We start from the raw sequence: 21766 nt of genomic DNA, 5'->3' as shown, positions 1-21766 counted from the left end.
AGCTTAATGATAATCATAAATTGTACATCAACAATGGAATTATTCGGAATTAAACAGAATTAGTGAAAAAAGAGGCGTTTCCACCTCTATTTTTTCGTTAATTATCTAATTATTACAGCATGACTTTTTTCAATAATGGCAGATAGGTATCTACATTATCAATACCATTATCATATTGATAAATATCAGCACGGTATTGCGGTTGTTGGTCTTTATCAACCCAAGCTGTTTGGTAATAAAGATACACAGGAATTCTGTCTGGTATATTGACGTAACGTGTTGACCCTTCTTTCAATGCGCCATCAATACGTTTTTGTTCCCACCCTGCATCACCAAGTAAAATGCTGGCTAGCTCACTCGCTTTATTGACACGTACACAACCTGAACTTATCGCACGCGCATTACGGTTAAATAAGCTATGGTTTGGCGTATCATGCAAGTAAATGGCATCGGAACTTGGCATATTGAATTTATAGCGCCCTAATGAATTGGTTGGACCTGGCGCTTGTCTAATACGGTATGGGAAATTTGCTGGAGTGATGTTATCCCAATCGATTGAGTAAGGGTTAATTTCATAGGAATCTGCCCCCCAACCTGAATAAACAGTATACCCTTTACGGCTAAAATAACTTGGATCTTGTTTTCCTTTTGGTGCAATATCTTTACGCGCCATACTGGTTGGCACACTCCAAGGCGGGTTGATTACCACATTATTTAATGCGCTACTCATAATTGGCGTTTTGCGATCCGCACGGCCCACAATCACTTTAGAATCTAGGATAACTTCATCATTTAAATAGAAATCTAACGAATAGCCTGGAATATTCACCAAAATCCCAGTGCCACTACTTGCAGGAATAATACGCAAACGTTGAATATTCAACGCCATCAATCCTGCTTTTTGCGCAGGCTTCATATTCAGCCAAACCCGCGTGCCTTTACCAATCACACCATCGGCTTCTAAACCATACTGTAATTGAAATTTTTTAACGGCATTGACCAGTTCTTGATCATAAACTTTCGAAGCTGTTCTCGTTGGTTTTGCAGACTCTGTAACAGCAACTTCCGTCGGCTGTTCAGTTGCTTGCTCTGCAACTTGCGCTAACGTTTCAGGCGCTTCAGTTTCAACCACATCTTCTGTCATGCTATCGGCTAACAAACCTTCACGCTGTAAAATTTTACGTAATACAAGCACATCATCACTGGATTGCCCTGGTTTGAGTGTCTTCGTACTCGTTATTTCTAACTCATCTTCAGGTTGTGCCAGCAATTTAAGCATTTCTTTGCGCATCGGCTGATACATTGGATGGTTAGGTGCTTGAGCTTTAACCCACTCAGTTAGACGTTGAGAATCAACAGCATCTAACCAAGGTTTTATTTGTGCAGCTGTAGGCGCAATGATTTTGTAAGGTCGATTCGTATATAACCAATATTGCCCACTGGATTCAATAGAAGAGAGATATTGAAGATAACCAAGCATCGCATCTGATAGAATCACATCACGACCAAACTCACTAAGCTGGTTATTTTCCAATAAGGATAGCCATTGCGCAAACTGAGGTTGAACCCCAGAAAGTGAAAGTTCCGCTATTTGCTGTTGAAATTGACTAATCGCTGTTTCATCTTGCCATAAAAGTTTCATTTGCTTATCGGCATATAATTTAGCGAGTTGCGCTGCAAAAACGGGTTTCACATCAGCTGGAAGTGAAGCCACTATTTTTGCCATACTCTCTGTTGGTGTAACCGTTAAAGTCTCTTTTACTTCAACAACTTGTGGCTGTGAAGCTTCGGTTACACTTTGCTGCGTATTTTCATCACTGGAAAATGCAGGAAACTGGAATGCCATTAACCCACATATTACTGAAACTTGCAGAGCTTTCACTCTTCTCTTTGCCATACATCCACCTTAAGTTACTACATGGATAAAAATAGTTTTTATTATAGTTGCAGCTTTATTGTATTTAATTTTAACCGTAATGTTATAGGAATAGACTAATTTTCTGTTTTTCAGATAGACATCGATAGGTCATCATTAAATGATAAAAAGAATTATTTTCATTTTTAACAGGCTAACCGACTACTTTACGCTTTAAACATAGATGAATTTTATTTTAATTAAAAGCTTTACTGAGAGCTTTCTTTAATAGCTAATTCCCATATAAAAAAAATGGTTTTTATTAGGAGGAAATATGTTTGAAAAACCTTGTTTTATTCAAATTAATTAAACAATAATTTTACCAAGTGGTGTACACTCAAGTTATTAAATCATAATCCCATATGATGGGACTTAAATTGACTGATACCATAATAAAAAAACGCTCATTTCAATCTATTGACTTGAGCGTTTTTATAAAAGTTATAGGGTTATTTTACCTTCACTACCTTAAAATGTTTTCGCTAAGTAGGACTCAACATAAGTGGTAGGAGCCCAGTTACTTTGTTCATGTACAGGCAAAGCCATATCTAGGTTATTCTCATATTTTTCCCGACTGCTCGCCAATACTTGAAGTAATCTATCGACAACTAATTCGCTATGATTTTTCCATAGATCTTTATTATCTTTATAAAACTCTACGGATACACTATCGCTATCTGAGTATTCATGGTTACGATAATAGATAGTTACGACTCGCCCAGTATTTGAGGTCAATGTTGATGCTACAATGCCATTCGACCGTTTATCTTCAATTAGCTTGCCACCATCAAAACCTACTAAAATGACTTTATTTTCTCCTTGCGTAGCATAAATAGCCACATGTCCCTCTCCATATCCATTTACAACATAAAGGTCGTCCCCTTCCATCCCATTTAACACATCATCGCCAGATAGTGAAATCAGGACATCATCACCGCTACCAGCAACCAATGAGCTTTCACCTTTACCACCATACAGCACATTATTTCCGCCATCGGCTGAAAACCGCTTAAATCCGCCATCACCCATAATAATACGACCATCACCGCTTTTATCATTAACAGTATCATCACCTTCCAAGGTATTTACTAGCCAATTTCCCTTAGAATTCGTAGAATCAAGGAGTAAATATTCACTTCTAGGTGTCAGTGATATTGGTTTTTGAATACCTTCCAATATACCATGTAACTTTTCAACAGGGTTCCAAGTAGATAATTGCCCAGTTTTATTTGTGTTCGATAGCTCTTTGGTTAATTCACCTATTAATGATTCTGAATTATATTCCATCAACTTTTGTAGTTTTGGTGTCAACTGTGGATAGATATGAATTTGAGGTGTATTCCTTTCTTCAGATTTGAATTTCACGATAACATATTTATCAAAATCAGAGCGATATCTACGATACACATTGCCATTCTCATCTGCTTCCTCTTGTGTTTCACCACTAAAATTAACAAGGTGGATATGGTTATATCCTTCGGTATCATCAATGAAAACCATCCCCTCATAACTACCATCAATTAAATAATGATCGTTTCCTTTCCCTCCCATTAGAATGTCATTTCCCTGACTAGAAAGTAGAAAGTCATGCCCCTCTCCTCCGCTAAGGCTATTTTCCCCTTCACCGCCTAAAAGAACATTATTTCCACCAAAAACCTTTATCGTATCATCACCTCGCCCGCCTAAAATAACACGCCCCATCATACTTCTGTCAGTAATAATATCATCACCATCCTCACCAGCGATGACAGGTTTATTAGAAAGGTAACCTGCAGGTAAAGTAACAATATAATTATCATTAATGCGCTTGGTTACCTGCTCAATATTATCTATCGTACCGCCTTCTTGCTGTAATTTTAGCTTGAATATATTACTGTACTTATCTTGTATAATGACTGAATCACTCATACTTTCATCAAAATTCTCAAATCTTATGCTAAATTTCTCTTCATTTAACTTATCTTTGACTCTCAATATTTTTCCATCTAAAGTAAATGAATAAGCATTTTCGGTAGGTAATAACAAAACGATTTTATCTTCTTTGCTATAACGGTCTTTTACCTCAGAAAAATCAAAAATAACTTCCCCATTTTTGTAAAGTGTTGGAATTATTTGGTAGACATCCTGACCTAAGCTAACTGTAATAAAAGCACCTTCACTAATCCCTTGTACTTGATTATTTTCATCAGTTCCTTGATATTGAAAATTTTTCGCTTTTCCAGCAGCGTTGAAATGCCCCCAAGAAGGGGATAATGGCTTGGTAACACCACGAATGGTTATCTCTTTTGATTGTTCATTAATATAAACATTATCATTTATGGAATGGGATAATTGATCATTATCTTGAAGATAAGTAATACTGAACAAATCTTTTTTTATAGATTTATCCTCTTCATTTGAAAATGTTTTTAATTCACTATTAAACGTAAACCCATCACGAGTGGTTATATTATAACTATGTTGTAACTTTCTACCATCTGCCGTTGTAGAATAAGCATTTCTTAATTCGATAGTGACTTCACTTTTTACATTAGTAAATGTATGGCCTAATTTATTTTCAGGCTCTAATGATAACTTGATATACAAATGATTATTTTCTATATAAACAGCAGATATTTCATCTAAGGTATATTCGATATCTATAGAGCTAACTGACTGGCTATCTTCATTTATAGACACGAACACTTTTTTATGTTCATTTATCTTAAAGTACTCAGGGTTTATATAGGGAACATCTACAAAATTTTTATTCTTTCGATTGTACTTTGTACGTGTCCGATAAAAATATGGGGCATGTTCTGTCCAATCAAAACGTCGAATATAATAACTGTCATCACCATCCCCCCCATGAGCCTCACCTTCCACAAGTATCAATCGGTCATTACCGCCATACCCATATGCTTTATCTTTTCCAGCTCCTACATCAATAATATTTTGTTGTTCATCACCATGGACTTCATCATTAGACTTATTGAATAAAATAATATTTTCAATATTTTCAATGTTTGCAACATTAATAGCATCCCCTGTTTTATCATTTTGATAACTCACACGACACTCATTTAAATTAACATGGACGCTATAACCAAAAATCGGCTCACTCATCATTAAAGTGTCTTGACCTAAAAGACCATCTAAATATTTAGTCGGTTCATTTCCTCCCGATTTCAATGAGTTAATGTCACTATCATTCAAATAAAAATAATCTGTCTTATTTCCTCCTACAAGATATTTTTCTCCTGTAGAGATTTGAAATGCGTTCATTTTATTTTTCTTACCAATAACGACATCATCGCCAGTAGCAGTATCAATACTAATACCTTTTGAAAAAATATTATTTAAACTCAAAGTAATCTCATCAATATTTCCCCCCTCAATAGTCATACCATTAGGCGCATCATCAGAAACCTGCGTTATGCTTTCTTTAAAATGGCTGTATCCCCCTTTTGTAATATATAGATTAATTTGCTTTTGAGCTGATAGTTTAAATTGCTGCTTAAAAGGAATTTGATAATAGTGCTGTTCAATTCCATGCTTAGCATTATATCTATCTAATAATGGGTTCTTGTAGTCCACATTAAAAAAGTAACACTCACTTGTCGGTTCTGAGCCAACTTGTTTTAGGCCTTTCACTTTACTCAATTGCTTGACATATTTACGGGATGCGTCTTCATCAGGTCTTTTCGCCCGAATATGGCCATTTAGCTGTAAATGATAATTCCTTTGTAATATATCCGCTTCTCTCCAACTATAAGTAGGAGCTCCCCGCTTAAGGTATTTTATTTCTGAAAATCCGTGTCCAAGATGAACATCACCAAGAGGCCCTCCAAAATAGTTATCATCTTCATCAACTAAATAAAATCTTTCTTCATTCTCAGTAATAGGTTTTTCCATTACTTTTAAGTGATGACTAAAACCTAAATCCTCAAAAAGCTGTTCAAATGTATTTAAAGACTCTAGCCACTCATTATGCATGAATAAGGCTATATAGTTTTTATTCATTATTTCTTGTTGAGTTCGAATCGTCGGGGGTAAACCAAATGCGCCTCTGATCCCCTCTTCTAATTCACGATCCCAACTAATATCTATTTGTTCTTTAATATTTTCAACTGCCCTTATCCCATTATAGATCCATCCGCCAATCATTAAAATTGCACCTATAACTAAACCAGCTACGGGGATTGTTGAAGAAGCTGCTAAAATACTAATAATAACAATGCCATTGACAATAAAACTAGCAATGGAAAGCGAGGCATTAACGATTAAGTCTTCTCGCTGTTTTGGATCAGAGACACTTTCTAATTTCGATAAGTTATCGTAGGCTTGGTATGCATCAAATCCCATCCCAACTAAATTAAATACAATAAGTACTCCCATCGCCAAACGAGATCTTACCAGCGAAGAACTGTTTCCAGCCATTTTCAATAGAACTGGTTGAACAATCATGTCACCATAATTGGCTAATGCCGAACCGCATGTGATGTATAACTGTTTTTTTAGCTCATCATATTCATCTTCTGTAATATCAGGGTTATTTAGCCTATCAATAATGCTATAAATGCTCACTAAAGTCTGCCCAATACCTACCCCGCCCATAACCTGACCAAGTCGATTACCGAATTTTTGAAAAGGAGGTAATTTCACGCCATATCCTCTTAATTTTTCGATATGTTTTGGCGTAAACTTTATTCCATTAGCGTCTTTAAATTTTGCTAGATATTTTAATTGTTTTTTTAATATTGCAGTATCGCGAAAGTCTGCATCATACTCTACAATATCTGCTATATCGGTATCATTTAATTGCAGACTCAGTGCTTTTAGAAAGGCGAGATCTGAGTCGCTACCGCTCAATAAAGTTAATTCAGCTGCAAGGCTTTGCGCATTAAAACGAATTTTATTTGACCAACCTTCACTTCTAGTCTCTTCAACTGTTATCGCTTTTCCATCAATTGTAGTCCCTAAATTCTGCAATTTAGCTAGCGATATGTCTTCACCTTTAATATTAATCCAACTATTTTTAGGTTCATTAAAATCTGTATGATTAATAATATCGTTTCGTTGCTGACTATAGAGGCTCATACGTTCTTTAAGATCAGTAGAGAGAGGGTCAATAAATACGATCGTTCCTCTTGGCTCACCATTACTGTCAACTATAAAGCCAGCATGCTTTGCCCGTGATACCCATTTCCCATTTTCAATAGAAATTTCCTCATTTAAATAGCTCGTTAATACTTTTCTAAAATCACTCTTGGCTTGCCTTTTATTTTGTTGTTTAACTTGAATTTGAATACCGCTCGGATCAAATAAGCTATATTGATAAATACCATCTTGAAGTTTATATGTTACTGTATAGGTGGCCGACTCTCCTTTTAATAAATATATTGCGCCCTTACGCAGCTCTACATCAGATAGCTCTGCCGTTAAAATATTGGACAGATGTAGGTCTTCCACCAAAATACCCGTATCGCTCAATCCTCTATCAATATGGCTTGAATACTGTTCTAGTTTCTTTAGTAACACCTCTTCACTATTGCTTAATAAGCCTTCGTTTTGCTGCTGCTCTAAAAATGCTTTTCTTTTCATCAAAATTCGAGCTGAATCAATATCGCCTAATAATGATTCCAAACCATAGGTAAGCCCTAACTTTTTGTCTAGATTTTCTGAATAGCCATGTTGTCTAATCATTCCATGGTTAATTAAATTAACTTCACTTCCATTGGAGTTATTTTTCGTATTATTTATTAACTGATTAAATTGCTGCTGCCTCTGCCTATTATTTTCTTGATATAATGATAAGGCTTTGTCCAATAACAGCCCTTTTAAAGGAGCGTCTTCTGAGTCAAAATTATAAGGATTCAGTTGACTAAAATTTTTTAAATCAAGGCTTAGTAACATGAAGGCATTGCGGTCAGTCGATAACGCGAGCACTTTTCCTTTATCGAATCCATTAATAGCAGGGAATAACACCCTCAATTGTTCAATAGAATCTTCGCTTAATTTATTAATGTACGATAGGTCATTTTGAATAGAGACTAATATTCTATTAATATTACCTGCTTGCTCTTGTAGTGAACCTAATGTCTTCGATTTAAATAGACTATTCCACTGCGTTAAATCTTCGTTTTTTGCTTGATTTAAATATTCGTTTACTTTAGGACTAACTAAAGGATCATAAATTGCAATTTTTAATTTTTTAATATCAAGCTGACCATTAGAATCCGTAAAGTAATTAGCTAAATAAGGATGATCTGTGATATTTATATCTTTGATTACAGTATTTTCAAGTGCTATATTCTCAAGTAATGTGCTCAAATATTCATGATTATTATTGGCTGTAAGCGCTGGCTGCATATGGTTTGTGGCTACTGGCTGAGATATCGGTTTAGATACCGGTTGGAATGTTAATTTTGAGATTACTTGCGAGTCAAAACCAAACTCTTTAAGCTTCGTTGATAAGTCATTAGTAAACTGCTTGTGATCTCCAGCCGTAGTAACCATTGTTGTATCAATCCCTTGGAATAAAATTTGCTTAGGATTAATAAACGGGTATTCGTCTCGTATATTTGCTAATAAAGAGTGTAATTTTTTATTTGTTTTGATAACCATATCAGAGTCACCAATCAAAACCCATCTAACGGGTTTTTCTTTGCTCTGTAAATTAGAAACCGAACCATATTCTAAATTCCATTGCTTCATATCCCATTGTTCTAGGTTAGGGTCTGCCTGAATAATCATGACGTTATCAGGTTCTGACCTTGCTAACCTCTGCGCCATATCTAGCCCTTTAGATTCTCCTGTCAAGCGTATTACGACAGTAATGAATGAACCATCCTGCCCCCGATTTCTTAAAGGGTTATTTTTTATATAGTCCGCATCAACCATTTCCCATATTGGTGTATCTAGCTTACGCAATTTATTAGAAAAATAGGCATGAAAGTCATCAGGCAGCTCCCCTTTATGTTTTGCCACCTCATCGATAAATTGTTTATAACCTTCTGGATTGTAAGCTACTTTTCTTAGCAAATTAAAGTCTATATTATATGAGTCACCGTCCCTAAAACTAGCAAATGAATCTATCCCAGGAATCATACCTACCCCCTCAAACATAAAATGATTTTCATTGTCTATTAACTGTTTAAAATCTATTTCACCGCGACGTAGCTCATCAATAAAATAGACGGCTCCTAGTTTATTATTAATGTTAATTTCCAATATTTTCGGGTCAAATTGATAGGTTTGTTTGAAGTGTTTAGTGGTTATTGAGTCTAATACCGTGTCATCAGGCACGATCAACTTATTACCCATATAAATAACACTTACTTTTCGATTATAGGCAATAATAGGCATCTTCATGCCTTTTTCAGCGAGGGCTCCAGTGACACCAAATGCAAAGTTTTCACTAACTCCTCCTCGGCCTAAATTGCAACCAATTAACACTAATTTATCTGGACTTTGACTATTTAATATTTTTTTACGTAAATAACTCATTCCTTCCGCAAATTGTTCAGGTGTATTCTTTCCATATAAAGTTGGCTTACCGCCACCGATATAACCACCGTGACCAACAGTTATCCATCTGACCCTATCTGAATTAAGTCGGTTAATTTCACCATGAATTATTTTATATTGACGAGACTTTATGTCATATTGAATAATCATTGAGTTATCTGGGTGTTTAGAGAAAGCATGCGCAGTCGCTTTACTTGATACCTCATCCCCTTCAATTTGAACAATGACATTATAACTATACTCAGTGGGCTTTCTTGCCCTGTCAGGATCAGCATCTTTAGCACGCTCTGCTTGGTATATTTCATATGGGTCAAGCCAGGAGTCAATTTTTTCGGTACTCGCTGATTGTTCTCCAGCTAAGGTAAGCAATCGATCCTCTTTCATATGATTAATATGTGTGTCAAAGAAATCTGTATCTAATTTAGCTATCACCTTGTTATTATCAATATACTGTTCAATTTTTTTATCTTCATTAATATTAAATCTGTGGTTAACACGATATACTTTATATTCATTTTTAGAAATGAATATATCCCCCTCTATTGTCTTTAATAAATCTTTGCTAGATTTCAACTTATCGAACAAATCAGTAAATTCCATAACATCTGAAAAAATAGTAATTATCTTACCATTAACTGTAACTTGAGCTTCTATTATATTTTTTTGTTCATTATAGCCTGTATAAATTAGCTTTATACTTAATTCATTATCTTCAATTATTTCTTTTCTTTCTATTAATAATTTTATTTCTAGGTCCCTTAGTCTTTTAGCTTCTATTCCTTTAAATTTTCCTCTATCACTTTGAGTTGCAGAATTTCCAACTATAGAAATATAAACTTTATGTTCACCATTCTCAAATGAACTAAAATTATAATTGTCTTTATTCATAGTGATAAAGTGCTCTATAAAATCAACAAATACTTGATGTTCATCGGCCATATAAATTCCCGCATTAGGATCAAAGAATCTATATTTCCAATTTTTATTTTCATAATCATAATTAACACTGATCGCCATTGAGTGTTGCTCTGATGAAAAATGGCATAAAAAGGGCTCTTTACTATTACGAGTATGCTCCATCAAACTAGAACTTAATTCACTTAACTTAATTTCATATAAACCTTGATTCCCATAATTGCTTATATTTTCCCTTGAGTTTGCAATTCCTCTTTTTCTATTATAACTTTCCAACTCTAAATAAAGATCTCTTTGAACATCTGTGATTATTACATCCACAAAAAAGGTTATATCTGAATGGTTAAAATTTTCATCAATTAATTTTAGTTTAGAGTTAAATTTATTTTTTAACTTTATGAATAGTGGATCTGATAAAACTGCCTTTCCATCATTTGTTTCAAAAAATGATGTTCCTGCATGTAACGCCTCCCAATATTTTTTAGTTTTCATTTTAATTTCATTGTTTAAGTAATCATAATAATCACTATTTTCTATATTTTTATTCAATGCTAAAAGATGATTATATTCAAAAACTTCTTCTACATATTCAATAAAGTTTCTTTTTTTTATAACAAGGTCAACATCTAATAAATTTTCGACATAATCGCTATATAACATACCTTTTTCATTAAAATTTTGGGTCGTTATGACATCTAGCATGTAATAATCTAATATCTCTTTCGCATGTATTTTTAGTGCATCTTGTTTTATTTTATTCAAGTGTACTGATTTGCGTTCATTATTAGTTAGCACATAATTTAAATGATTCAACATTCGCAAGAATTTTTCACCATTATCTTTTGCAGCATATGTCAAAAATGAACTTGAAAAACCATAACAATATCCAGGCAATTTAGAAAAATCCAAACCATATTCATTAAATACAGTCGAATAGATGCCCCTATTTTCATCACTTGTAAAATATTCAATAAATTGAGTTTGTGAGAAATCAACACCATCTACAATATTACCCATTATTAAAAATCCCCATATAATTTAAAATGAACAAAAATGCTGAAATAAAACAATTAGCGAAACAATATTACAATTAATAATCATATTAGTTAAACCATTTAACATTAAAAACAATATTATAGGATAGAGTTCAATATTTATATTAAATATAAATACATTACCAGTTTGAAATAAACACTACTTATTGAAGTATTTTTTAGTCAACTATATCGGCAATAGATTCAATTGAGTTTATGTATAAAATTAATAATAATTAATTTTATATGGTAGGATTCACCTTGTATTTATGACTTAAATTAGATATAGGTTTATGTCCAGATATCAAACTCCAGGATTTATTGATTTTATTCATACTATTTCGAAACTATCTAAATAATTGCCAATAAATTTAGCACTTTGGTATATTATTAAAAAAATTAGATAACTTGGTACTTGTGATTTAATTCAACAGGGAAAAGGAGTTGTAAATAATCAAAAATAGCTTTCATCAAATGTAATAAGGCCGATATTTAAAAATAAATATCGGCCTTCATTTTATTTAGATAACTAATTACTGTAATGCTGGTGTTACTGTATTAGGAGTCTCTTGCCCAAACCCTTTTAGACCAACAACATGTACGTGCTCATTATTACCAATCACTTTACGAACCAATTTATAGGTTGTCCCTTTTTCTGGACTAATATTCTCCGGCGCTGCAATAATCAATTGCATCTCTAGCCTATCACACAGCTCAAATAGCGTTGCTATTGACTTAGCATCTAAGCGTGCAGCCTCATCTAAGAATAATAAACGGCAAGGAATAATATCTTTAGCTCGTAAACGGCGTGACTCTTCTTCCCAACTTTGTACTACCATCACAAGAATTGACATCCCTGTTCCGATAGCTTCACCTGTTGATAACGCACCACTTTCTGCTTTTAACCAACCATCTGAGCCACGATTAACCTCTACATCTAACTCTAAATAGTTACGATAATCTAACAGCTCTTCCCCGATAGTTTGTGGTAAACGCTGCCCAACATCCACTTGTGGGTTCAGACGCTGATACAGTTTTGCCATAGCTTCAGAGAACGTTAAACGTTGGCTAGTAAATAAGTCTTGGTGCATCTCACTTTCTTCCGATAGCACGCTCAATAACAGTGCATGGCTTTCGCGAATATTGACGTTTAGACGTACCCCTTTAACCTGACCAAATGCCACAGCCTGTAACCCTTGGTTAAGCATACGGATGCGGTTTTGCTCACGTTGAATTGTTTTACGGATAATATTCGCCACACTTTTCGAACTAATGGCCAGTTTTTGCTCACGTGCTGTTAATTCTTCCGTTAAACGTGCAAGCTCAATTTCCATTTGTTCAATCGCATCAATCGGGTCATCAGTGCGAATGATATCTTGGCGAATACGCTCACGTAGGTGCTGATAAACGGCAATAAAGAACTGAATTTTACGCTCTGGGTGTTTTGGGTCTTCCGATAGACGTAAAACATCACGCAAATGCTCGTTATCTGACACAGCTAGACGTAGGGCCCCTAGCGCCTTATCCGACATTGAACGCAGGCTGTCACCATCGGTATATGCAAGTTCACGACGGTGTAAGCGGCGTTCAACACCGTTATCTTTCACCAAACGCATTACTGCACACCAACCCGCTTTCGCCGAAACGACTTGCTCACGCAGCTGGTAATAATCTTTTTCGAGTTTGCGTAGACGTTTTTGTAAGTTATCCATTTCAGCTTCACATAGTGTTAGCTGCTTTTCTAACTGATTAATACGACTACGATTTTCCATTACTCGTTGATGTAATTCATCACGACGAATCCGAGCCCGTTCTTGCGCATCTGGGTCGGCTTTAACACCGATTTCCTGCATTTCAGCTTCTAGCTCTTTCAGCATTTCTTGCTTCGTTTCAAAAGAGCTACGTAATGAAGCAAAAACTTGGTGATATTGAGCAGATTGAGCTTGGTGCTGACGTAATTGCTCACGAGCACGTGTACGTTCTGTTTCCGCTTGTTCTAAACGTTGGCGTAATTTTTCGTTTAAGTCGGCATTTTCATTGACCATACCTGTCGAGTCACTGTAACTAAAGTGAGCACGGCGCTGGACAACTTCAACCACAGCAAAGGCTTGCTGTTTCGCATTTTGCTGTGTGTGTTTTGCAGTATCATAATCTTTACGCAATTGGTCGTGCTGCTCAGGATCGCTGAGCAATACTGTCACAATCGGCTCTAATTTTTCTAACGCATGTCCATGTTTATTCAGGAAATGCGCCGCTTCTTCTGCTTCAATCAGCTCTTCGCTAATTTCTTCCGCTCTATCCGCCAAGGTTTCATCGAGCAGTAACCCCATTTGAGGTAAGAGGCGATTCAAAGAAGCTAAGCTTTCTTTACCTTGAGTAAACTGCTGGCGTTGCTGCGAAGTTTGTTCTTCATATTGGCTTAACGCACGTTCAAGTTCAGTACGCTTTTGATTTAATGTCCGAATTTCAGCTTCAGGATCACTTTCAAACGCCACGGAAATATGTTGGCCAATGAAGCGACTAAATGCTTGGTGTGCACGCTGAATTTTTTGCACATCAAAAGAGAGTGTCGCATAACGCTCTGCGAGTTCATCACGTTCTGCTGTGAGCGACTCTAAATGACTTTCACGCGCTGCACGGCCAAACAGTGGCAATTCAGGGTAGCGCGAATAACGCCATTGGCGCTCAGATGAACGTACTAAAACGGCATTTTCAAACTCTTGAGCATCAAAAACGCTATCATCGAAAGAAGATGGGTCTCCCTCAATGAAATACACATCATCTGGGCAATCTTGTAGTGAATCCAGCTGGCTACGAACCACATCAAGGTCTTGTACCACGATACCGTGGCGAGCTGGGCCGTATAGCGCTGAGAAATAAGCGGCATCTTCAATGGTAATATCATCATAGATTTCAGACAGTAAAACACCATTGAAACGCTCTGCCAGCGCTAACATACGGCTGTCTTCTGCCCCACTTGGCTGGCTTAAACGCTCAATTTGTTTTTCAAGATCGCGGCGCTGGGCTGCAACTTCATCACGTTCAACAGTAATTTCGCGCTCTTGTTCGAGCAATTGCTGCATAAACTCAGTAACAGCGGTACTTGAATCGAATGCCTCGCTCGATTGTTCGTTCAGTTGCGTTAACGCTTCTTGAGCAACAATCCACGCAGGAGCCTTCGCTGAAAGCTGAGCAATACGCTGACGAATTTGTTCAAGCTCTTGGCGCATTTGCATGCGTCGTTCACCACTTTCATTTACACCAACACTTAATTCTTCTTGCTGAGCTTCAAGCTCTGCCATTAAGGCATCGAGCTCATCGGGCTCATAGCTCTGTCCTTGGCGTTTACAAAACTCAGCGAGTAACCTTTCTGCATTTTGCTGGCTACTTAAACGCTGTTGTAATTCAGAGAGTTGCATACGTAAAGGTTGAACACGCTCAGCTAAATGTTGCTGGGATGACCAATCACGCAATAATGCACGCGCTTGTTGATAAGCATCACTGCGACTCACCTCACCCACCATGTTCTTAACGAGTTGATAGGCTTGCTCAAATTGGCTGTGTGCAGCATCTGCTACACTCATTTTTTGTTCAAGTGCCAATAAGGCTTCGGTTGCTTGCCGTTCCCGGGCCTCAAACGTGTCTAACCATTCATCTGCATTATCGATGGTTAATTCAGGTAATTGACACAGCTCACGTGCACGATTCAGCGCATGCAGTGCTTGTTGATATTGAATGGCGCGCGTTTGCTGTACATCAAGCGCTTGCTGGTAATCGGCGAGCTGATTTTTTAATTCATCAACCTCAACTTCCGCCGCTTCAGCACGTGCTTCAAATTCCTCTTGTGATTCTGTCGCTTGTGCAACAACTTCACTTTGTTCTTCAAGGCGATATGTCAGTTCTTCGATATCAGCTTGATAACGGTCGATTTTCTCTTGCTGGCGAAGGGCTGCTTGCACTAAGTTTAAGTGATCACTTGCTGCTTGGTAGTCCGCCTCTAACTCTGTTGACGAGCCATTTTGCTCATTTAATTCACGCGCCATTTCAACACTGCGAACTTGTTCAACACGGAGTTGTTTACGGCTAGCGTAGAGTTCATTACGTGCTGCCAATGCCGCATCAAGGTGAATGCGTCGTTCATTTGAGTGGCGCATGTAATCCGCAGAAACATAGTCTGTGGCTTGGCTAATCAGATGTTTGAATAAATCACGGTCTGATTGAGTAACGCGGATAGCTTCAAGGGTTAAACGGTTTTCCCGTAGTGCAGCCTCCATGTCTTGGAACGCTTTACGGACTCCGCTGTTTTCTGGTAATAAATAGTCACGTAATGAACGCGTGATTGCACTTGAAATCCCGCCATACAGCGAGGCTTCAATAAGACGGTAGTATTTACTACGATCCCCTGCTGAACGCAGGCGTTTAGGCAATACGCCTAATTCAAACAGAATCGAGTGGTAATCAGTTATCGAGTTGAATTGCTTGAATAAAATGCCATCTTGCTCTTCAAGTCTTTCTTTTAACTCATTTAATGGAATAACCTTGGCCTGACGCCCATCAATCACATCCGTTAAAATTTCGGTCGGTACAGTGGCAAGTGGCACACCTTGCACCATAAATGGCTTAATATCGACTTTTTTATCACGCCCAGCGACTTGTTGTAAGCGCACCCCGACCATGACACGCTGGTGTTTTGAGTTCAGCACATCCAAGATGGCATAACAGACACCCGGACGTAATTTACCGTGTAAGCCTTTATCACGGGAACCCGATGTCGCACCCGCCTCTGTGGTATTACGAAAATGCAGCAAGGTTAAATCAGGGATCATGGCGGTAATAAACGCCGCCATGGTCGTCGATTTACCTGCACCATTCCCCCCTGAGAGTGTAGTCACCAACTCATCAAGGTCAAAAGTACGAGCAAAAAAACCGTTCCAGTTCACCAGCGTCAGTGAGCGAAATTTTCCGCGTTCAATCATTATTCTTCATCCTCATCACTTTCTGCTGGGTCTTGGCTATCTTCGACTTCGTCGTCATCACTGTCTTTGAGTGATAATTCACCATCGTGGGAAATAGCTTCACCATCACGGATCATACGTAATTGGGCATCTTGCGGATTATCACCACTGCGCACATCAGCACCAAAACGGAAAACCGATTCGCTAATAATGAATTTACTCGAATCATTTTGCAAAAAATGCACCATGCCTAAACGGCGTAAACGGTTTAGTGAGGTTCTTAGTTTTTCCTGCAATTTTTGTTTATCAAGGTCAGACCCTGTCGAGCGCTGATTAACAAATTTCAATAATTTGCTTTCATCTGCCAGCGATAGCAGCTCCTCAAATAACTCTTGTGAGGTAAAAATACCTTGGTTACTTAAGCGCTCTGGACTCAAATAGAGGTAACAAAGGATTTTCCCAACCATCATATCCAACTCAGACAATACGGAGCGTGGGATTAATGTGGTTGAGCGAGGACGCAGATAGAAAAAACCTTCTGGCGCACGGATTAACTCAACGTTATAACGTGCGTAAAATTGCTCTAACGCTTCCTGAAAATCCATCAAAAATGCGTGGTTATCAAGGTCATCAATGCTAATGTGACGACCTGAACGCAATTGGCTGTCTAGCTCTGGAAAAATAGGGTTAGCTAATGCTTGAGCCAGCTTAACTGGCATAAATTGTTCAATATTTGTCGATGACATGTGCCTGTACCTTGGCTCCGTGATCATTAATAGCTTGCCATTCTGCCGGTAATCCCGCCAAATCAGCCTCTGCGATACCTAATCTTACAGCTTGATCAATAATAATTCGCGCCACATCAAAATGACGTTTTTGCGGATACTGCTGCAAGTAATCATGTAATACACGACCAACATCTAATGGACGCTGCTCTGTTTTATAGAACGCGAGTTCTGCTTCCATTAGTTCTGCAAGCCTATCATTTAATTCGCTAAATTCTTCAAATTCCAGTTCTGATGGTAACTCACCTGTGACTTCTTCATCATGCAAGGCAAGTTCTTCGTCTCGCATGTCGAATAATCGGTCAGCATTGGTGTAAGTGAGTGCCCAAGGGCTGTCGAGATAATGTTGAACGGATTGACGTAACCGCTGAGAAAATATGCGATTTTTATCCATATCAATCGCAGTACGGATAAATTTATGAACATGACGATCATAGCCAATCCAAAGATCAATGGATTGTTGCCCCCAGCTCACAATACGGTCTAATTTATTTTGCAAATCAAAAACTAACCTATCAACCATATCTGAAAATATAGGCGCATTCATGTTCGCTTCTTGAATACGTAGCAAGTTAGCTTGTAGTTTATCCCCTGCGGCCTCTAACGTATCTTGCAATTCTCTCAGAGTTCCTGAGGTTTCTGACAATAATTGTTCGCAGTTGGCAATCGCCGCTTGCCAGTCTTGGTTTAGCAGTGCTGCAATATCTTCTTTTACGGAATTTTGTTGCTCATCCATTATTCGCTGGGATAAATCAATGCTATCAAAGATTTCAGCTACAGAATATTTTAGCGGAGCAAAAACATAACGATGCCAATAAAACTCATCACCGCCCTCTTCGGCAGCTTCTGCCGCACGTTGCAATTCCCCTGCAACGATAGAAAGCTGCATCGAAAGCCGTAACGTTGAAAATTCACGTTGGCGAATATAGTAATCACTAATACCAATGCCTAATGGTGTCAAACGATAAATTGCATTGCCTTCGACAATATCACTTGCAAAGCGGTTAAATATTTTCTGGCGTACCATATCATTGATGGCATTATTTGCGCGTACCGCCAGTGACTCTGTCGTTTGTTCAAACCCTTTGCAAACCTCACGGAAGGCATCGACCAATTCCACTTCGCTCATCTCACCATTCACCCGCTCACTATTCAGTACAGCAACGGCAAGTAAAAATGCTAAACGTTCAGCGGGAAGTGAAATTGCAAAATCATTTTTTCGTGCCCAAGACACGAGCTCAGGGACGGTCTGGGAAAAATCACTCATAAATCGTCCTTTTGTATTTGTTTGCGTGCCATGACATGAATGTAGCGCCCCATGCTGATATACGGTTCCTCACGGCAATATTGTTGTTCAAGCGCCAACAACGCAGGAAAATCTTTTTGCTGTAACTGCCGACTTTGCAAATAATCATGGAAAACCCGGACACCGCTTTTCCCTAAGATATCCATCTTACACTCTGCTAACCACTCATCAACTTGCTGAGGAAATAGCGGTTTTTGCGGTGACAACGAACGTTTACGCCGACGTTGGATATGCGGTGTTGCAAGATGAAAATTACCTAAAATTGCATTACGCATAACCAAGCCATTTGCATTATAGAACATGACAGAAAATACGCCTTCTGGTCTGATTATATCTGCCAGCTGTTCAATTGCATATTTTTGATCGCTAATCCATTCAAGAACCGCGTGAAAAAGAACAAGGTCAACTGGTTCATCAACATATTGTGCAATATCTTGTACTGCACAATGGACAAACTGCATGTTACCAATAATTCCCTCTTCTTTGGCTAACTCACGAGCACGTTCCAGCATCTCTTCGGATAAATCGCAAAGTATAATTTGATGACCTAATGCCGCTAATTTGCGCGAAAAATGGCCTTCTCCGCCACCTGCATCAAGGATCCGTAGCGTTTTTCCCTTAAACTGGGTCTCTAATAGTTGAGTTAAGTCTTGCCAAACCACCGCTTCACGTATTTTGCCTTTGGTCGTTCCGTAGATATTTTTTGCAAATTTATCGACAATATCATCAAAGTTGCGGTCTGCCATGTGCTATCCAGTTGCCTATCATTCGTCATTTACAGCATATTTATGGGTCAATTTGTCGCAAAAACATTCAAAATTAGCCAATTTCATCCATATTTTGATGAAAATTTATCTAATCATGAATATTATCACTGAGTATTGTGCTTATCACACAAGATGTTGGCGACAATTGAAACGTAAATTATAACAGATAATAGCTATATTTTTGCATAGTAGTTTTTTTTGCTCAGCGAATTTCATTTTGGCATTATTAACGCTAATTTTCGTTGTCTTATGTAGCAAATTTGCCAGACTCATACCGAGTATTGGCAGTGGTTAGTCCCCTAAATATAGGCTTGATTATGTTATTTTTCTTAAAGAAGTACATTGGCTCACTTTTGATGCCATTGCCACTATTGCTCATCATTGGGGCTATCGGGCTGCTTTTACTGTGGTTTACTCGCTGGCAAAAATGGGGGAAAAGCTTAACAACCGCGAGCTTAGTGTTAATAGCGCTACTTGGTTTACAACCCGTTTCAGATAGCTTGCTCGCCCCTATTGAGGGTAAATACAATAAACGCTATGAATTAATCACAGAAAACCCACCAAATGATATCAAGTACATCGTAGTCTTAGGCGGTGGTTTTACCTATAACCCTGATTGGAGCCCAAGCGCTAATTTATTAAATAACAGCCTGCCAAGGGTCACCGAAGGCGTGCGTTTATATCTTAAACACCCTGGGAGCAAACTGATATTCACAGGCGGAAAAGCCAACAGCACGATGAGCAGTGCCGAAGTTGCAGCTAACGTAGCACAGTCATTGGGTGTTCCTGAGTCAGATACAATCCCACTCACTGACCCCAAAGATACACAAGAAGAGGCTTACGAGGTTGAGAAAATCATTGGTAAAGCGCCATTTTTACTTGTGACATCCGCTAACCATCTGCCAAGGGCTATTACAATGTTCACCGATAGAGGTATGCAGCCTTATCCAGCCCCTGCAAATCAATTAGCCATTAGCAGTGGTATTAATCCATGGGAAAAATATATTCCTTCATCCTATTACTTCAGCCATAGCGAGCGAGCTTGGTACGAGTTTATTGGCACGATTTGGTGGCATATAAAGCCTGACAATACTCAAGCCTTGGAAGAATCACTCAGCACACCTGAGTTAGTTGTTTCCGAATAAAAACAAAAAGGCGTAACTCATTAAGGTTACGCCTTTTTTATCGCATCATGCCATTGGTAAAAGCGAATAAATACCTATGATAAGAATTGTTTTCTCACCAACTCTAGGTCTTCTGGTGTATCAACACCTGCCCCCGGTGTCACTTTTGCAACGTCCACATGAATTTTTTCGCCATACCAAAGCACTCTAAGTTGCTCAAGCATTTCGATTTTCTCTAGCGGGCTCGCTTCCCAATGAATATAACGGCGAATAAAGCCTGCACGATAAGCATAGATACCAATATGGCGTAAGAAAAAATCACCTATCGAATCATGGTTTTTCGCAAAATTGTCTCTATCCCAAGGGATCGTTGCACGGGAAAAGTACAATGCATACCCTTCATGATCTGTCACCACTTTCACTGCATTTGGGTTGAAAGCTTCATGTGCATCATGAATTGGTACAGCTAGAGTGCCCATATTCGCTTTACTGCCTTGAAGGTTATGAGCAACTTGGCTAATAATTTCAGGCGGAATTAACGGCTCATCACCCTGTACATTCACAATGATTTCATCATCAGAGAAGCCATATGTATCAATAACTTCAGCTAATCTTTCTGTACCTGATTGGTGATCAGGGTTAGTCATACACGCTTCGCCACCCGCAGCAATGACCGCATTCGCCACATCTTGGTGGTCTGTTGCGACAATCACTCGGTCTGCACCTGATTTAATGGCTTGCTCCATCACTCGAACAACCATCGGTTTACCATGGATATCAGCCAGCGGCTTGCCAGGTAAACGGGTTGATGCATAACGCGCAGGAATAATAACCGTAAACATGGCGATTATTGTCCTTCATCTAATGAGACTTGGCGCGCTTCGTTTTCGAGTAAAACGGGGATGCCATCTCGAATGGGATAGGCCAGATGATCAAACTTACAGATAAGTTCGAGGTGTTCTTTGTTGTAACTTAATTTGCCATGGCAAACAGGGCAGGCAATGATTTCAAGTAAACGGTGATCCATGTTTTCTCCCGAATGGATTTGACTCACTTAGAGTCAGGATATCACATGCAGATATCACCGTTAACTTTAATCTTTCTGATTAAGATCGCCTGCGAAGATGAGAGGATGAAAGCAGGAGAAATTGTGCTGTTTTTATTTAGTAAGCAATAACGTCAGCAGCCGTTATGCCATCGGAACTACGAGTTAAGGAAAACTCAACGTTTTGACCTTCAAACAATGATTTAATTTTTTTATTAGCAATTGATTTTGTTGTCACAAATACATCATCTCCACCATTAAAAGGTGAAATAAAACCGTAACCTTCTTTTGCGTCAAACCATTTAACTCGACCCATATGTAATTGAAAATTCATATTAAAACTCCTTTTGTTCTAAGAACAATACCTTTTTATTTTTGTATCATTACTCTTTCTTGCTTCCCATTTATATA

General features: G+C 38.0%; 10 protein-coding genes. 1 reads left to right on the top strand and 9 read right to left on the bottom strand.

Annotation, left to right across the window (positions count from 1 at the left end):
- Positions 1–112 precede the first annotated feature (112 nt).
- The 6 genes from ldtD to cmoM form a co-directional block, all read right to left on the bottom strand.
- The gene (ldtD, locus tag M1F05_RS06480) at positions 113–1897 is read right to left on the bottom strand and encodes a L,D-transpeptidase (protein WP_206086654.1); all 1785 of its coding nucleotides are present in this window, start codon (positions 1895–1897) and stop codon (positions 113–115) included.
- Between the two features lie 486 nt (positions 1898–2383).
- Positions 2384–11356 carry a C80 family cysteine peptidase gene (locus M1F05_RS06475; protein WP_318825998.1) on the bottom strand — a complete coding sequence of 2991 codons (8973 nt, stop codon included), beginning with the start codon at positions 11354–11356 and terminating at the stop codon, positions 2384–2386.
- 550 nt (positions 11357–11906) lie between these two features.
- Positions 11907–16349: a chromosome partition protein MukB gene (gene mukB, locus M1F05_RS06470; RefSeq protein WP_318825997.1), complete on the bottom strand. Its 4443-nt coding sequence runs from the start codon at positions 16347–16349 to the stop codon at positions 11907–11909.
- Positions 16349–17074 carry a chromosome partition protein MukE gene (gene mukE, locus M1F05_RS06465; protein ID WP_206086651.1) on the bottom strand — a complete coding sequence of 242 codons (726 nt, stop codon included), beginning with the start codon at positions 17072–17074 and terminating at the stop codon, positions 16349–16351. The genes mukB and mukE overlap by 1 nt, the downstream gene beginning before the upstream one ends.
- Entirely contained in the window at positions 17055–18380 is a 1326-nt protein-coding gene (mukF, locus tag M1F05_RS06460) for a chromosome partition protein MukF (protein ID WP_206086650.1), read from the bottom strand. The genes mukE and mukF overlap by 20 nt, the downstream gene beginning before the upstream one ends.
- Positions 18377–19165, bottom strand: a complete 789-nt coding sequence (cmoM, locus tag M1F05_RS06455; protein ID WP_206086649.1) for a tRNA uridine 5-oxyacetic acid(34) methyltransferase CmoM — start codon at positions 19163–19165, stop codon at positions 18377–18379. Before cmoM ends, mukF begins: the two co-directional genes overlap by 4 nt.
- A 338-nt stretch (positions 19166–19503) precedes the next feature.
- Here cmoM and elyC point away from each other — a divergent pair, with 338 nt between their 5' ends.
- The gene (gene elyC, locus M1F05_RS06450; RefSeq protein WP_206086648.1) at positions 19504–20331 is read left to right on the top strand and encodes an envelope biogenesis factor ElyC; all 828 of its coding nucleotides are present in this window, start codon (positions 19504–19506) and stop codon (positions 20329–20331) included.
- 74 nt (positions 20332–20405) lie between these two features.
- On the opposite strand, the gene kdsB is transcribed toward elyC, so the two are convergent.
- The 3 genes from kdsB to M1F05_RS06435 form a co-directional block, all read right to left on the bottom strand.
- Positions 20406–21152, bottom strand: coding sequence for a 3-deoxy-manno-octulosonate cytidylyltransferase (gene kdsB, locus M1F05_RS06445; RefSeq protein WP_206086647.1), 747 nt, complete (start codon positions 21150–21152; stop codon positions 20406–20408).
- A 5-nt stretch (positions 21153–21157) separates the two neighbouring features.
- The gene (locus tag M1F05_RS06440; protein ID WP_206086646.1) at positions 21158–21337 is read right to left on the bottom strand and encodes a Trm112 family protein; all 180 of its coding nucleotides are present in this window, start codon (positions 21335–21337) and stop codon (positions 21158–21160) included.
- A gap of 136 nt (positions 21338–21473) precedes the next feature.
- Positions 21474–21689: a cold-shock protein gene (locus tag M1F05_RS06435; protein WP_206086645.1), complete on the bottom strand. Its 216-nt coding sequence runs from the start codon at positions 21687–21689 to the stop codon at positions 21474–21476.
- Positions 21690–21766: the final 77 nt, after the last annotated feature.

Source organism: Providencia sp. PROV252 (genome assembly GCF_033676005.1).
Taxonomy (GTDB): domain Bacteria; phylum Pseudomonadota; class Gammaproteobacteria; order Enterobacterales; family Enterobacteriaceae; genus Providencia; species Providencia vermicola.
This window is presented reverse-complemented; position numbering and strand designations above follow the sequence as displayed.

Bases quoted from the DNA above. Each gene is read 5' to 3' on its own strand.
- mukB (WP_318825997.1), bottom strand. From the start codon at position 16,349: ATGATTGAACGCGGAAAATTTCGCTCACTGACGCTGGTGAACTGGAAC.
- elyC (WP_206086648.1), top strand. From the start codon at position 19,504: ATGTTATTTTTCTTAAAGAAGTACATTGGCTCACTTTTGATGCCATTG.
- mukF (WP_206086650.1), bottom strand. From the start codon at position 18,380: ATGAGTGATTTTTCCCAGACCGTCCCTGAGCTCGTGTCTTGGGCACGA.
- M1F05_RS06435 (WP_206086645.1), bottom strand. From the start codon at position 21,689: ATGAATTTTCAATTACATATGGGTCGAGTTAAATGGTTTGACGCAAAA.
- kdsB (WP_206086647.1), bottom strand. From the start codon at position 21,152: ATGTTTACGGTTATTATTCCTGCGCGTTATGCATCAACCCGTTTACCT.
- M1F05_RS06440 (WP_206086646.1), bottom strand. From the start codon at position 21,337: ATGGATCACCGTTTACTTGAAATCATTGCCTGCCCTGTTTGCCATGGC.
- mukE (WP_206086651.1), bottom strand. From the start codon at position 17,074: ATGTCATCGACAAATATTGAACAATTTATGCCAGTTAAGCTGGCTCAA.
- cmoM (WP_206086649.1), bottom strand. From the start codon at position 19,165: ATGGCAGACCGCAACTTTGATGATATTGTCGATAAATTTGCAAAAAAT.
- M1F05_RS06475 (WP_318825998.1), bottom strand. From the start codon at position 11,356: ATGGGTAATATTGTAGATGGTGTTGATTTCTCACAAACTCAATTTATT.
- ldtD (WP_206086654.1), bottom strand. From the start codon at position 1,897: ATGGCAAAGAGAAGAGTGAAAGCTCTGCAAGTTTCAGTAATATGTGGG.